At 74.7% G+C, this 13,399-nt stretch carries 15 protein-coding genes; 5 read left to right on the forward strand and 10 right to left on the reverse strand.

All coding sequences use genetic code 11. The features are described from left to right. Positions 1–20: 20 nt before the first annotated feature. The 3 genes from ACZ3IL_RS02435 to sigE all read right to left on the reverse strand — a co-directional run bounded on the left by ACZ3IL_RS02435 (position 21) and on the right by sigE (position 3,697). Complete coding sequence (locus ACZ3IL_RS02435) at positions 21–1,916, reverse strand: S1C family serine protease (RefSeq protein ID WP_467385731.1); 1,896 nt, start codon at positions 1,914–1,916, stop codon at positions 21–23. Between the two features lie 75 nt (positions 1,917–1,991). Next, a complete protein-coding gene (locus tag ACZ3IL_RS02440; protein ID WP_467385733.1) occupies positions 1,992–2,942 on the reverse strand; it encodes a zf-HC2 domain-containing protein in 951 nt (316 codons plus the stop codon). Beyond that, positions 2,939–3,697: an RNA polymerase sigma factor SigE gene (gene sigE / locus ACZ3IL_RS02445; protein WP_467385735.1), complete on the reverse strand. Its 759-nt coding sequence runs from the start codon at positions 3,695–3,697 to the stop codon at positions 2,939–2,941. The genes ACZ3IL_RS02440 and sigE overlap by 4 nt, the downstream gene beginning before the upstream one ends. Positions 3,698–3,838: 141 nt before the next feature. On the opposite strand from sigE, the gene ACZ3IL_RS02450 reads away from it, so the two are divergent. Beyond that, the gene (locus tag ACZ3IL_RS02450) at positions 3,839–4,504 is read left to right on the forward strand and encodes an O-methyltransferase (protein ID WP_467385737.1); all 666 of its coding nucleotides are present in this window, start codon (positions 3,839–3,841) and stop codon (positions 4,502–4,504) included. 115 nt (positions 4,505–4,619) lie between these two features. Here ACZ3IL_RS02450 and ACZ3IL_RS02455 read toward each other — a convergent pair whose 3' ends face one another. Continuing rightward, on the reverse strand, positions 4,620–4,787 hold the full coding sequence (locus ACZ3IL_RS02455; protein WP_009997451.1) for a DUF3117 domain-containing protein: 168 nt from the start codon (positions 4,785–4,787) through the stop codon (positions 4,620–4,622). 321 nt (positions 4,788–5,108) lie between these two features. On the opposite strand from ACZ3IL_RS02455, the gene chcB reads away from it, so the two are divergent. Next, entirely contained in the window at positions 5,109–5,912 is an 804-nt protein-coding gene (gene chcB, locus ACZ3IL_RS02460) for a 2-cyclohexenylcarbonyl CoA isomerase (RefSeq protein ID WP_467385738.1), read from the forward strand. On the opposite strand, the gene ACZ3IL_RS02465 is transcribed toward chcB, so the two are convergent. After that, complete coding sequence (locus tag ACZ3IL_RS02465) at positions 5,897–6,517, reverse strand: DNA-3-methyladenine glycosylase I (protein WP_467385740.1); 621 nt, start codon at positions 6,515–6,517, stop codon at positions 5,897–5,899. The genes chcB and ACZ3IL_RS02465 overlap by 16 nt on opposite strands. Beyond that, positions 6,514–6,927, reverse strand: coding sequence for a hypothetical protein (locus ACZ3IL_RS02470; protein WP_467385742.1), 414 nt, complete (start codon positions 6,925–6,927; stop codon positions 6,514–6,516). The genes ACZ3IL_RS02465 and ACZ3IL_RS02470 overlap by 4 nt, the downstream gene beginning before the upstream one ends. Positions 6,928–7,030: 103 nt before the next feature. Here ACZ3IL_RS02470 and folP point away from each other — a divergent pair, with 103 nt between their 5' ends. Then, positions 7,031–7,891, forward strand: a complete 861-nt coding sequence (folP, locus tag ACZ3IL_RS02475; RefSeq protein ID WP_467385744.1) for a dihydropteroate synthase — start codon at positions 7,031–7,033, stop codon at positions 7,889–7,891. 100 nt (positions 7,892–7,991) lie between these two features. Here folP and ACZ3IL_RS02480 read toward each other — a convergent pair whose 3' ends face one another. Both ACZ3IL_RS02480 and dapE read right to left on the reverse strand, forming a co-directional pair. Continuing rightward, positions 7,992–8,741, reverse strand: a complete 750-nt coding sequence (locus ACZ3IL_RS02480; RefSeq protein WP_467385746.1) for an LOG family protein — start codon at positions 8,739–8,741, stop codon at positions 7,992–7,994. A 95-nt stretch (positions 8,742–8,836) separates the two neighbouring features. Beyond that, the gene (gene dapE / locus ACZ3IL_RS02485) at positions 8,837–9,940 is read right to left on the reverse strand and encodes a succinyl-diaminopimelate desuccinylase (protein ID WP_467385748.1); all 1,104 of its coding nucleotides are present in this window, start codon (positions 9,938–9,940) and stop codon (positions 8,837–8,839) included. A gap of 37 nt (positions 9,941–9,977) precedes the next feature. On the opposite strand from dapE, the gene ACZ3IL_RS02490 reads away from it, so the two are divergent. Beyond that, positions 9,978–10,895 (forward strand): hypothetical protein, encoded by a 918-nt coding sequence (locus tag ACZ3IL_RS02490; RefSeq protein WP_467385750.1) that lies wholly within the window; start codon positions 9,978–9,980, stop codon positions 10,893–10,895. Between the two features lie 452 nt (positions 10,896–11,347). Then, the gene (locus ACZ3IL_RS02495; RefSeq protein WP_467385752.1) at positions 11,348–11,746 is read left to right on the forward strand and encodes an ATP-binding protein; all 399 of its coding nucleotides are present in this window, start codon (positions 11,348–11,350) and stop codon (positions 11,744–11,746) included. 68 nt (positions 11,747–11,814) lie between these two features. Here ACZ3IL_RS02495 and dapC read toward each other — a convergent pair whose 3' ends face one another. Both dapC and fdxA read right to left on the reverse strand, forming a co-directional pair. Further along, the gene (gene dapC / locus ACZ3IL_RS02500) at positions 11,815–12,909 is read right to left on the reverse strand and encodes a succinyldiaminopimelate transaminase (protein ID WP_467385754.1); all 1,095 of its coding nucleotides are present in this window, start codon (positions 12,907–12,909) and stop codon (positions 11,815–11,817) included. A 117-nt stretch (positions 12,910–13,026) separates the two neighbouring features. Then, complete coding sequence (gene fdxA, locus ACZ3IL_RS02505; RefSeq protein WP_351792596.1) at positions 13,027–13,347, reverse strand: ferredoxin; 321 nt, start codon at positions 13,345–13,347, stop codon at positions 13,027–13,029. Positions 13,348–13,399: the final 52 nt, after the last annotated feature.

Below are 13,399 nucleotides of genomic sequence, written 5' to 3' on the forward strand. Positions count from 1 at the left end.
CGGTGTCCACCGCATGGCGCTCAGGTGCCCTGCGAGGAACCGAGCGTCAGCGTCTTCGTCAGTTCCCTGCCGTCACGGGTCAGGGTGAGCGCCAGCCGGTCGCCGGGGCGGTGGGCGCGGATCTTCACGATCAGCTCCTCGCCGTTGTGCACCCGCTGGCCGTCGACCTTGGTGATGACGTCGCCGGGCCGGAGTCCCGCCCCGGCGGCCGGACCGCCGGGCGTGACGGACGGGGTTCCGTCCTTGCCCTTCTCCCCGACGCGGGCCCCGTCCCCGTTGAACTGCATGTCGAGGCTCACACCGATGACGGGGTGGACCGCCTTGCCGGTGTTGATCAGCTCCTCGGCGACGCGCTTGCCCTGGTTGATCGGTATGGCGAAGCCGAGGCCGATGGAGCCGGGCTGGCCCGCGCCCTCTCCGGCGCCGGAGCCGCCGGCCGCGCGGATCGCGCTGTTGATGCCGACGACCCGGCCCCGGGAGTCGAGGAGGGGGCCGCCGGAGTTGCCGGGGTTGATGGGGGCGTCGGTCTGGAGGGCGTCGACGTAGCTGATGTCGCTGCCGTCGCCCTTCTCGCCGCCGGCGGTGATCGGGCGCTCCTTGGCGCTGATGATGCCGGAGGTGACGGTGTTGGAGAGGTCGAAGGGGGCGCCGATGGCGACGACCGGGTCCCCGACGCGGACGTTGTCGGAGTTGCCGAGCGGCAGGGGCTTGAGGCCGGAGACGCCGGTGACCTGGACGACGGCCAGGTCGTAGCCGGTGTCCTTGCCGACGAGCTTGGCGCGGGCGGTCTCGCCGCCGGCGAAGGTCACCGAGATGTCCTCGGAGGACCGCGCCCCGTCGACGACGTGGTTGTTGGTGAGGATGTGGCCCCTGGTGTCCAGGACGAAGCCGGTGCCGGTGCCGGACGAACCGCCGCCCTTGACGTGCAGGGTGACCACGCCGGGCAGGGCGCCGGCCGCGATCCCGGCCACGCTCTCCGGGGCGCGCCCGGTGTCCCCGGCGCCGGCCTGGGGCAGTTCGACGGTGGTGAGCCCGCCGTTGCGCTCGACGTACGCGCCGATGCCGCCGCCGATGACGCCGGTGACCAGGGCGAAGAGGAGCGCTCCGGCGACGGCGAGGCCCTTGCGCGACTTCTTCCGGGCGGGGGCGGGCGGCAGCCCGGCGCCGCCGACGCCCCAGGGGTCGTACTGCACCCAGGGCGCGGCCCCCTGGGGGTGGGGCCCCGGGTGGGGGTGGGCGTGCGGGTGGGGCGGCGCCAGGGGCTGCGGGTGAGCCTGGGCCTGCGGGTGCGGCTGCGGGTGCGGCTGGGCCTGCGGGTGCGGCGGTACGGCGGCCGCGGGCCGCTGCACGGGCGGCGCGGGTGCCCACGGGCCGGGCTCGCCGTAGGGGGGCGTCCGGTACTCGTCGGGCACGTGCAGGGGCTCCGCGCCCGACTGCTCCGACGGGGCGGGCGCCTCCGCCGGGGGCACGGGCGCGGACACCGGTGCCTCCGCCGGGGACACGGGCGCGGGCGCCGCGTCCCGGGGCTCCGCTCCGGCCGCCGCGGGGGCGGCCTCCGGGGCGGGGGGCGCGGTCTTGGTCAGCGCGACGGTGGGCGCGGCGTCCCCCGATCCGGCGACGGGCGCGGTCTCCGGCGCGTCGTCCGCCGTCTCCGGCCCGGCCGGCGCGGAGGGCTCCGGGGTCCGGCCGGCCGTCGCCGGGGACTCCGGTGCCGCCGGTTCCGGCACCGGAGGTTCCGTTCCGGTCGTGGGCTCCGGCGCCGGCTCCCGGTGCGCCGCCGGGGCCTCCGGCGGCGTGGCCGGCTGCGGCGCGGGCAGCGGGAAGTCGCCGTCACCGGACGGCGGCGGCGTGGGTATCCGCGCCGCCTCCGGCGTGCTCGAAGGCCGACTCCACCAGTTCGGCTTCCCGTTGTTCATGCTCTCCCCGCAACCGCTGACCCGGCCGCGCCCCTGGTCGGGCGCCGCTGTCCCTGGATTCAATCAGGTCGCGGGTCAGCGGGGGGAGCCCAGCGGCCCGGTCGTCGCACTCGCCGCCGGAACGGCTCCGGGGCCGAAGGCCGACCGGAGGACCGGATGCGCCGGCCGTACGAACGGGGAAAGGGCGAGTAGGGACGGCGAAGCCGGGTACGAGAGCCGCACCGCCGCCGACGGGGCGGCGAAGGAACGCGGCGCGTCCGGCGGGACCGCGCCCGACGGAGCCGTGCCGAAGGCCGCGGCCGTCACCGGACCGTGCGGGAACGCGGCCGGGGTCGTCGCGACGAGCGGGGCCGCGGCGACGGACTGGGCGCCGGAGCGCTCTCCGGAACGGGCGCCGCGCCCGGCCGGTGCGCCGGGGCCCCCGCCACCGCCCCCCGCGGTGCGGAGCGGGGTGACGGCGCTGCCCGCGCCCTGTGCCCCGCGGCCGCTCGCGCTCACCGAGGTGTCCATGGGCAGGGTGCCGCCGAGGGCTATGGCCGCGAACGAGACGGCGCTGGCCGCCACGAAGGCGAAGCGCCGGCCGCGCCCGGAGCCCCGGTCCCCGACCTCGTGCATCCGGAAGCCGCCGGAGGATCGTCCGGAGTGCGGGGAGACGACCGCCGCCGTGGCGAAGCCGTCCGGTGCCGCTCCGCCGCCGAGGAACCCTTCGAGGGGACTTTTCGAACTCCCGAAGCCCCCGGAACCCCCCGAGCCCCCGGGGCCCTCGCCACCGGCGCCTCCCGGGAGGCCCTGGAGGCGTGCGAGGAAGCCCTCGGAGGGCGGTGGGGGCGGGGCGGAGGCGAAGAGGTTCTTGAGGGTGCGCTGCGCGTCGGCCTCCGCCTTGCAGCGCGCGCAGGTCGCCAGGTGGGCGAGGACCCGCTCCCGGGCGTCGTGTCCGAGTTCGCCGTCGACCAGCGCGGCCAGGCGGTCGCCGAGGTGGTGCTCCGCGGGAGAGGGCGGCGGAGAGGGGGGAAGTGTGCCGCTCACGCCGTGCCCCCCTCCCCTCCGACGGAGGCGAGCGCACGCTCCGCCCGGGCCTCGGGCGAGCGGTGCTTGAGCGCCTTGCGGAGGTGGGAGCGGCCGCGGTGGATGCGGCTGCGGACCGTGCCGAGCTTCACGCCGAGGGTCGCGGCGATCTCCTCGTACGACAGTCCCTCGATGTCGCAGAGGACCACGGCGGCGCGGAACTCGGGCGCGAGGGTGTCGAGCGCCTGCTGCACGTCGGCGTCGAAGTGCGTGTCGTTGAAGACCTGCTGCGGCGAGGGCTCCCGGCTGGGCAGCCGCTCGGCGGCGTCGTCGGCGAGCGCGTCGAAGCGGATGCGCTGCTTGCGGCGGACCATGTCGAGGAAGAGGTTGGTGGTGATGCGGTGGAGCCAGCCCTCGAAGGTGCCCGGCGTGTACGTCGACAGCGAGCGGAAGACGCGGACGAAGACCTCCTGGGTCAGGTCCTCGGCGTCGTGCTGGTTGCCCGTGAGGCGGTAGGCGAGGCGGTAGACCCGCCCGCTGTGCGTGCTGACGACCTCCTCCCACGTGGGAGGAGTCCACGCCTGCGATTCCGCTTCCGGAGCGAAGGTCGCGGTGGCGGGAGCGGAGTCGGCGGTGCGGGAACGGTCAGCGGTGTCGGTCACGGATTTCGGCTCACCCGCCGACCCGAGAAGACGCCGAAGCACTCCTCCCCGAACCACAGGCGCAGCCGCACCTCCCCTGTCGGCTCTGGTGGTGTCCAGTGGAGCCCCTACCATAGCCACCTCGCCCGTTAGTTCCGGATAAGAATCTTTACGTGAATTTGGGACCGGGTCGCCCGGCTCCCGCCGTCGCGTCCCTCCCCTGGTGAACGCCCGGTCCCATCTGCGGGTTCCCGTCGGCAGCGGATACAGTCACCGTTGCGTCAACTACGGGGACAGGAGAGGGCCATTACCGCCAACCGGCAGACGAGCTGGGCGTTCGCCGACGCCTTTGTCGCCGAGGACGAAGCGTTGCGCTGGGCCCGGGAGCGGGCCCGGGAGGCAGGGCTCCCCTCGGTGTCGCCGGGCACCGGCGGGGCGCTGCGCCTGCTCGCCGCGACGGCGGACGCCAAGGCGGTGGCGGAGATCGGGACCGGTACGGGCGTGTCGGGCATCTACCTGCTGCTCGGAATGCGGCCCGACGGGGTCCTGACGACGGTGGACCTCCAGCCGGAGCGCCAGCAGCTGGCGAAGACGGCCTTCCGGGCGGCGGGCTTCGCGGGCAACCGGGCCCGGTTCATCCCCGGCCGCGCCCTGGACGTGCTGCCCCGGCTCGCGGACGGCGGGTACGACCTCGTGTTCTGCGACGGCGACCGGCTGGAGTACCTGGACTACCTCGCTGAATCGTTGCGTCTGCTGCGGCCCGGGGGGCTGGTCTGCTTCGAGGGCGTCTTCGCGGACGGGCGCACGATCGACTCGTCGGCGCAGCCGGCGGAGGTCCAGCGGGTCCGCGAGCTGCTGCGGGCCGTGCGGGAGTCCCAGGAGATGGTCCCCTCGCTGCTGCCGGTGGGCGACGGTCTGCTGTGCGCGGTGCGCCGGGGCTGACCGGGGGTCCGCTCCCCCGCCGTACGGGACCTGGGCACCGCCCGGGCGGGAACACCGCTGCCCCGGTACGGCGGACCGTACCGGGGCAGCGGTGGGGAAATCGGTGGAGAGAGGGTCAGCCGACGACCTTCTTGAGGGCGTCGCCCAGTGCCTCGGCCTCGTCCGGGGTCAGCTCGACGACAAGCCGACCGCCGCCTTCGAGCGGAACGCGCATGACGATGCCCCGCCCCTCCTTGGTCACCTCGAGCGGGCCGTCACCCGTCCGCGGCTTCATGGCCGCCATGCTTGTTCCCCTTCCTGAAACCAGCCCATCAACAACCGGGCAGCTCCTTGATGCGGAGCACGCGTCACCGGCTTCGAACACATTGCTTCCAGGTCATTATCCCGCATGGCAGGACCCGATGACCAACATCGATTGGCATCGCTTGCGCAACGCGCTCTCTCATAACCCCACATTTCGGTGGTCTGCCTGCGATACTTCGCCGCCCGGCGTTCGGCGCACCGCCTCCGGCCTCCGGTGCCTTTGACGCAGCTCACATGTGGGGCGGGGGTGATTTCCGCCATGCTGTGCTGGTCAACCACGCGACGAGGCGGAGGAAACCCGATGGCCGACACGGTGCTGTACGAAGTGCGCGACGGACTCGCCACCATCACGCTCAACCGGCCCGAGGCCATGAACGCGATGAACATCGAGGCGAAGGAGGCCCTCCGGGAGGCGGTGGAGGCGGCCGCGTCGGACCCCGCCGTACGGGCGGTCCTGCTCACGGCGGCGGGCGAGCGGGCGTTCTGCGTGGGCCAGGACCTCAAGGAGCACGTCGGTCTGCTGCTCCGTGACCAGGAGTCCGGCACCCGGGAGACCATGAACACGGTCCGCGACCACTACAACCCGATCGTGCGGGCCCTCACCGGCATGAAGAAGCCGGTGGTCGCGGGGGTGAACGGCGTCGCGGCGGGCGCGGGCTTCGGTTTCGCGCTCGCGGCCGACTACCGGGTCGCCGCGGACACCGCCTCCTTCAACACCTCGTTCGCGGGCGTGGCGCTCACCGCCGACTCGGGCGTGTCCTGGACGCTCCCCCGCCTGATCGGCGCGAGCCGCGCCGCCGACCTGCTGCTCTTCCCCCGCTCGATCTCCGCGCGGGAGGCGTACGAGCTGGGCGTCGTGAACCGCCTGGTCCCGGCCGCCGACCTGGCCTCCGAGGCGGCGGCGGTCGCCCGCGCCCTCGCGGAGGGCCCGACCCTCTCGTACGCGGCCCTCAAGGAGTCCCTCGCGTACGGCGCCGGCCACTCGCTCGCCGAGACCCTGGAGAAGGAGGAGGAGCTGCAGTCCCTGGCGGGGGCCTCGGAGGACCACACCATCGCGGTCCGCGCCTTCGTCGCCAAGGAGAAGCCCCGCTACCTGGGCCGCTGAGCCTCCCCCGGGGCGACCGGCGGGCCGCCCCGGGCCGCGCACTCCGCCAGGTGGTCGTCGACCAGGCCGCAGGCCTGCATCAGCGCGTAGGCGGTGGTGGGGCCGACGAAGCGGATCCCGCGCTTCTTGAGGGCCTTGGAGAGGGCCGTGGACTCGTCGGTGACCGCCGGGACGTCGGAGGGCGTGCGCGGGACCGGGCGGGTCTCAGGGTCGGGGGCGTGGGACCAGATCAGGGCGTCGAGTTCGCCCGGCTCCCAGCTCGCGAGCAGCCTGGCGTTGGCGAGGGTGGCGTCGATCTTGGCGCGGTTGCGGATGATGTCCGTGTCGGCGAGCAGCCGTTCCCGGTCCGCCTCGCCGAAGGCGGCGACGGCGGCGATGCCGAAGTCCGCGAACGCCCGCCGGAAGCCCTCGCGGCGGCGCAGGATCGTGATCCAGGAGAGGCCCGACTGGAAGGCCTCCAGGGAGAGCCGTTCGAAGAGGGCGTCGTCGCCGCGGACCGGGCGGCCCCACTCCTCGTCGTGGTACGCCACGTAGTCCTCGGCCGACAGGCCCCAGGGGCAGCGGGGCAGCCCGTCCGGGCCGGTGACCGTCCCGGCGGCCGTCACGGGCGGTCCCCTTCCGCCGCGCCGGGACCGGCGTCGGGGCCGGAACCGGTGCCGTCGCCGGGACCGGAACCGTCACCGGGACCGGTGCCGTCGTCGAAGCCGTGACGGGTGCCGGGGCCGGCGCCCGCGAGCGCCTTCTCCAGCTCCGCGATCCGGGCGTCGCGCTCGGCGAGTTCGGCGCCCAGGCGGACCAGCGCGTCGTCCACGTCCGCCATCCGGTAGCCCCGGACGGCCACGGGAAGGCGGAGCGCCTCGACGTCGGCGCGGTCGACCGGCCGGGCGGCGGGCAGGGGGTCGACCAGCTGCTCGGGCGCCACCTCGGGCAGCACCTCCCCGTCGCCGCCGCCGGCCACGGCCAGGGTCACCGCGGCCACGACCACGACCATCGTGATGAGCAGAAACCAGAACACCTGCGTGCCTCTTCCCGGAGTGGAAACCGTCCCGTGCCGATCGTGCCATGCGTCACCGACGGTTAGGGTCGCAGGCGAACGGACGCGAGGGAGGACAAAAGGGATGCTGCGCTTGGGACGGCGTGAATTCGGGCCGCACGAACCGGTGGTCATGGCGATCGTGAACCGGACCCCGGACTCCTTCTACGACCGGGGCGCGACCTTCCTGGACGAGCCGGCGCTCGCCCGGGTCGAGCGGGCCGTGGCCGAGGGGGCGGCGATCGTCGACATCGGCGGGGTGAAGGCGGGCCCCGGCGAGGAGGTGTCGGCCGAGGAGGAGGCGCGGCGCACGGTCGGCTTCGTCGCGGAGGTCCGCAGGCGCCACCCGGACGTGGTGATCAGCGTGGACACCTGGCGGGCGGAGGTCGGCGAGGCCGTGTGCGAGGCGGGCGCGGACGTCCTGAACGACGCGTGGGGCGGGGTCGATCCGCGGCTCGCGGAGGTGGCCGCGAAGTACGGGGCGGGGCTGGTCTGCACGCACGCGGGGGGCGCGGAGCCGAGGACCCGGCCGCACCGGGCGGAGTACGAGGACGTGATGGCCGACGTCCTGCGGGTGACCACGGGCCTGGCGGAGCGGGCGGTGGAGCTGGGGGTGCGCCGGGACGGGATCATGATCGACCCGGGCCACGACTTCGGGAAGAACACCCGGCACAGCCTGGAGGCGACCCGGCGGCTCGGGGAGATGGCGGAGACGGGCTGGCCGGTCCTGGTGTCCCTGTCGAACAAGGACTTCGTGGGCGAGACGCTGGACCGCCCGGTGCGGGAGCGGCTGCTCGGCACCCTCGCGACCACGGCCGTCTCGGCGTGGCTGGGGGCGCGGGTGTACCGGGTGCACGAGGTCGCGGAGACGAAGCAGGTCCTGGACATGGTGGCGTCCATCGCGGGGCACCGGCCCCCGGCGGTGGCCCGGCGCGGACTGGCGTAGGGCCCCGCCCCGCCCCGCCCCGCACGGGCCGGCATAGGGGCCCGGCCCGGCGCAGGGCCCCGCCCGGAGGGGGCCGGCGCGGGGCCCCCGGGGTCCGGTCCTACTTGCCGGTCTCCTTCGTCACCAGCGCGACCGCCTCGTCCACGTCGTCCGTGACGTGGAAGAGCAGCAGGTCCTGCTCCGCCGCCTTGCCGCCCGCGACGACCGAGTCGCGCAGCCAGTCGACCAGGCCCTTCCAGTACTCCGTCCCGAACAGCACGATCGGGAAGCGGGTGACCTTGCGGGTCTGGACCAGGGTGAGCGCCTCGAAGAGCTCGTCGAGGGTGCCGAGGCCGCCGGGCAGGACGACGAAGCCCTGGGCGTACTTCACGAACATGGTCTTCCGGACGAAGAAGTACCGGAAGTTCATGCCGATGTCGACGTACGGGTTGAGCCCCTGCTCGAAGGGCAGCTCGATGCCGAGGCCCACCGAGACGCCCCGGGCCTCGCTCGCCCCCCTGTTGGCCGCCTCCATGGCGCCCGGGCCGCCGCCCGTGATCACCGCGAAGCCGGCCTCCACGAGCGCCCGGCCGAGCCGTACGCCCGCCTCGTACTCGGGCGAGTCCGGCTTGGTGCGGGCCGAGCCGAAGACGCTGATCGCGCTCGGCAGCTCGGCGAGGGCACCGAACCCCTCGACGAACTCGGACTGGATGCGCATGACCCGCCAGGGGTCGGTGTGCACCCACTCCGAGTCGCCCTCGGTGTCGAGGAGCCGCTGGTCCGCCGTCCCCGGCTGGATCTGGTCCCCGCGCCTGAGCACCGGGCCCTGACGCTGCTCCTCGGGCTTCGCCACTCCCTCGGGAATGCCCATGACCTGCTCCCTCCGCCGACCGGCGGTCCACCGGGACCGCCAACTGATCTTCTGGTCCGGTCAGGGTAGGACGACAGAGGTGACGAAAGGCGAAATTACGGGAGTCGGGCGGTGAGCCAGTCGCGGAGCCGCGCCTCGCAGTGGTGGATCCGCTCCACGACGACGTGCTCGTCCCGCTTGTGCGCGTACATGGGGTCGCCGGGCCCGTAGTTGACGGCGGGGACGCCGAGGGCGCTGAAGCGGGAGACGTCGGTCCAGCCGAACTTGGGGTGCGCGGTGCCGCCGACGGCCTTCATGAAGGCCTCCGCCGCGGGGTGGGAGAGGCCGGGCAGGGCGCCGGGGCTCTCGTCGTCGACGACGAGTTCGGCGACGCCGCAGTCGGCGAAGACCTCCCGGACGTGGGCCAGGGCCTCGGCCGGGGAGCGGTCGGGCGCGTAGCGGTAGTTGACGGTGACGGAGCAGGCGTCGGGGATGACGTTGGTGGCGACGCCGCCCTCGATCGCCACGGCGTTGAGGCCCTCGTGGTACTCCAGGCCGTCGATGACCGGCCTGCGCGGCTCGTACGCGGCGAGGCGGGCGAGGATCGGGGCGGCGGCGTGGACGGCGTTGGAACCCATCCAGGAGCGGGCGGAGTGGGCGCGCTCGCCGGCGGTGCGCAGGATGACGCGGAGGGTGCCCTGGCAGCCGCCCTCGACCTGGCCGTCGGAGGGTTCGAGGAGGACCGCGAAGTCGCCCTCCAGCCATTCGGGGTGCGCGGCGGCGATCAGGCCGAGGCCGTTGAGGTCGGCGGCGACCTCCTCGTTGTCGTAGAAGACGAAGGTGAGGTCGCGGTTGGGCTCGGGGACGGTCGCGGCGATCCGGAGCTGCACGGCGACGCCGGACTTCATGTCGGAGGTGCCGCATCCCCACAGGACGCCGTCCGCGTCGAGCCGCGAGGGCACGTTGCCGGCGATCGGCACGGTGTCGATGTGGCCGGCGAGGACGACCCGTTCCGCGCGGCCGAGGCGGGTGCGGGCCACGACGTTGTTGCCGTACCGGTCCACGGTGAGGTGCGGCAGTCCCCGCAGGGCCTGCTCGATCGCGTCCGCGAGCGGCTTCTCGGTCCCGCTGACGGACGGGAGGTCGACGAGGTCGGCGGTGAGCGCGGCCCCGTCCCGGGAGAGGTCGAGAAGGGCTTCGGGCGGGGTGATGTCAGCCATGTGCCGACCCTAACCCGGCCTCCAGTACGGTGGGCCCGTGTCCCAGCCCAGCCGTCCCGCCCGTCGCGGTTTCCTCGCCCGTTCCGCGGCCGCCTTCGCCGCCCTCCTCGGTGTCGCCTCGTACGTGGCCTTCCACCAGCTGACGGGCAGCATGGGCACGCCCCGGTGCAGCGTGGGCAGCGGTGACCAGCGGTACGAGTTCACTCCGGAGCAGGCGTCCCACGCGGCGACGGTCTCGGCCGTGGGCACCTCCCGGGGGATGCCGGAGCGCGCGGTGACGATCGCGCTGGCGACGGCGCTCCAGGAGTCGGGGCTGCGGAACCTGGACCACGGCGACCGGGACTCGCTCGGCCTCTTCCAGCAGCGGCCGTCGCAGGGCTGGGGGACGCCGGCGCAGATCATGGACCCGTTCTACGCGGCGGGGAAGTTCTACGAGGGCCTGGAGGAGGTCCCGGGGTACTCGCGGATGCCCCTGACGGCGGCGGCGCAGAAGGTGCAGCGGAGCGGTTTCCCGCAGGCGTACGCGAAGCACGAACCGGACGCCGCGCTGCTCGCCGCCGCCCTGACGGGCCGGACGCCGGCCGGGCTCTCCTGCAGGGTGAGCACGGCGGAGGGCCGGCCGGGCGATCCGGAGCGGGTGCGCGCGGAGCTGGTGCGGGCGTTCGGCCGGGAGGCGGCGCCGGCGGTGACGGCGGGCGGCCCCGGCCGGTCGGCGCCGGGGCCCGCGGTGCTCGTGGTGCCGGTGCGGCCGGGGGGCGGCCCGGGGGCCGGTGCCGCCGAGCGGCACGGCTGGGAGCTGGCGCAGTGGGCGGTGGCGCGGGCGGAGGACCTGCGCGTCGTGGAGGTCTCGTACCGGGACCGGGTGTGGCGCGCGGACGACCGCGGCGGGAGCTGGTCGAAGGCTCCGGGCGGGGCGGCGGACGGCGGCTCGGTCCGCGTGCGGCTCGCCCGGTAGCCGTACGCGCCCGCGGCCCGCGCGGAGGCCAGCCCGTACGACGGCCGGGCCCTCGGACGCGGCCCGTGCGGAGACCGGCCCGTGCGGAGACCGGACCCCCGGACGTGGCCCGTGCGGAGGCCGGTCCCCGGTCGCGGGGCGGCCGGGCACCTCGTACGCCCGTTCTCCCCGTCGCTCGTCCGGGGGGCGCCACCGGCTCGCGACCCGGCGGATTCCGGGGGTGTCCGGAGCGCTCCCCCGGGGCGTCGTGCCGCCTTCCCCGGCCCCTTGCGGAGCAAGGGAAGTGACGGTTCGGCAGGCGTCCGGGCGGTGCGGCCTTCGTCCGCTTTCCTCCCGCCCGACAATACGACGCATTACCCATTCTTTACCTTCCGACTCCGCAACCTCCCCCGCCCCGGGGCCGGTTGTCACTGCGTCCGAACCCATTCGTCGCACCTCGCCGAAGGAGCACCATGTCCCTCCCCCTGACCCGCCGGATCGCCCGCGCCGCCCTCCTCCTCGCGGCCGGCGCAGCCCCCGTGGTCGGTGCGGCCGGCTCCGCGAGCGCCGTCGACCACCTCGCGCCCGCCGGCGCCCTCGGCGGCCTGACCGCCCTGGACGTCGCCGACGCGGGCGCCACCGTGGACGGCGCCACGCACACCACCACCGGCACCGTCGGCACGGCCGTCCCCGCCGCCGGCGAGTCCGTGGAAGCGGTCGGCGGGTCCGCCGCCCCGGTGGCCCGCAAGACGGCCGGCAGCGCGGGCGAGGCCGTCGGCGCCGCCACCGCCGGCCGCGCGGACGGCGCCCTGGGCGGCGGCCTCGGCGGCCTGCCGGCCGGCCGGGTGACGGAGGGCCTGCCCCTCGGCTGACGCCCGCCGCTCCGCACGCGGGAGGGCCCCGGGAAGCGATCGCTTCCCGGGGCCCTCCCGCGTGCGCCTCAGCCCAGGCGCTTGACGGCCGCCGCGACGTCCTCGTCCGTGGCCGTGAACGCCACCCGCACGAACCGCGCCCCGGCCTCGCCGTAGAAGTCGCCCGGCGCCACCAGGACGCCCTTCCCCGCCAGGTACGCCACGGTCTCCCAGCAGGGCTCGTCCCGGGTCGCCCACAGGTACAGGCTCGCCTCGCTGTGCTCGATCCGGAAGCCGTGCGCCTCCAGGGCCGCCCGCAGCGCCGCCCGCCGGGCCGCGTACCGCTCGCGCTGCTCGGCCACGTGCGCGTCGTCGCCGAGCGCCGCGACCGCCGCCGCCTGCACCGGGGCCGCGGTCATCATGCCGCCGTGCTTGCGGATCTGGAGCAGCTCGTGGAGCACGCCCGGGTCGCCCGCGACGAACGCGGCCCGGTAACCGGCCAGGTTCGAGCGCTTGGAGAGCGAGTGGACGGCGACGATCCCCTCGTACGAACCGCCGTTGACGTCCGGGTGCAGCACGGAGACCGGGTCGGCCTCCCAGCCCAGCTCCAGGTAGCACTCGTCGGCGAAGACCAGCACGCCGTGCTCGCGCGCCCAGGCCACGATCCGGGTCAGCTCCTCCTTCGCGAGGACCTTGCCGGTCGGGTTGGACGGGGAGTTGAGCCAGAGCAGCCTCAGACCGGCCGGGTCCAGCTCCGTGGGGTCGTCGTACACGACGGGCTCGGCGCCGCAGAGCCGCGCGCCGACCTCGTACGTCGGGTACGCGAGCCGGGGGTACGCCACCCTGTCCCCCGCCCCGAGCCCCAGCTGCGTCGGCAGCCAGGCCACCAGCTCCTTGGAGCCGACCACCGGCAGCACGTTCTCGTGGGCGAGGCCGACCGCGCCCAGGCGCCGCCCGCACCAGCCGGTGAGCGCGTCCCGCAGCTCCGGCGTCCCCCACACCGTGGGATAGCCCGGCGAGTCCGCCGCCGCCACCAGGGCCTCCTGGATCAGCGCGGGAACCGGGTCGACGGGCGTGCCGACGGACAGGTCCACCATCCCGTCCGGGTGCGCCAGGGCCGTCTTCTTGTACGGCTCCAGCTTGTCCCAGGGAAAGACGGGAAGGCGCGAAGAGACTGTGCTCACGGGTTGTCTCACTTCCTCGTGCGAACGGCCGGACGCGGGAACGCGTCGGGAAACGTGTCGGGAAAACGCGTCGGCCCCGCACGGCGGGCGGAGCCGTACGGGACCGGACGCGGTCGATCAGCCGTTCTGCGGCGGCAGGGCGGCGATGAAGGGGTGGTCGCGCTCGATCTCGCCGAGCTTGGAGGCACCACCGGGCGAACCGAGCTCGTCGAAGAACTCGACGTTCGCCTTGTAGTACTCCTTCCACTCCTCCGGGGTGTCGTCCTCGTAGAAGATCGCCTCGACCGGGCAGACCGGCTCACAGGCCCCGCAGTCGACGCATTCGTCCGGGTGGATGTACAAGGACCTCTTGCCCTCGTAGATGCAGTCGACGGGGCACTCCTCGATGCACGCCTTGTCCTTGACGTCGACACAAGGCTGCGCGATGACGTAGGTCACGCTGTCGTTCCTCCTCGATAGGGCTGGTCTGCGCGGGAGCGCGGCGTCGTCG

This window comes from Streptomyces sp. NPDC014907, from assembly GCF_055562975.1.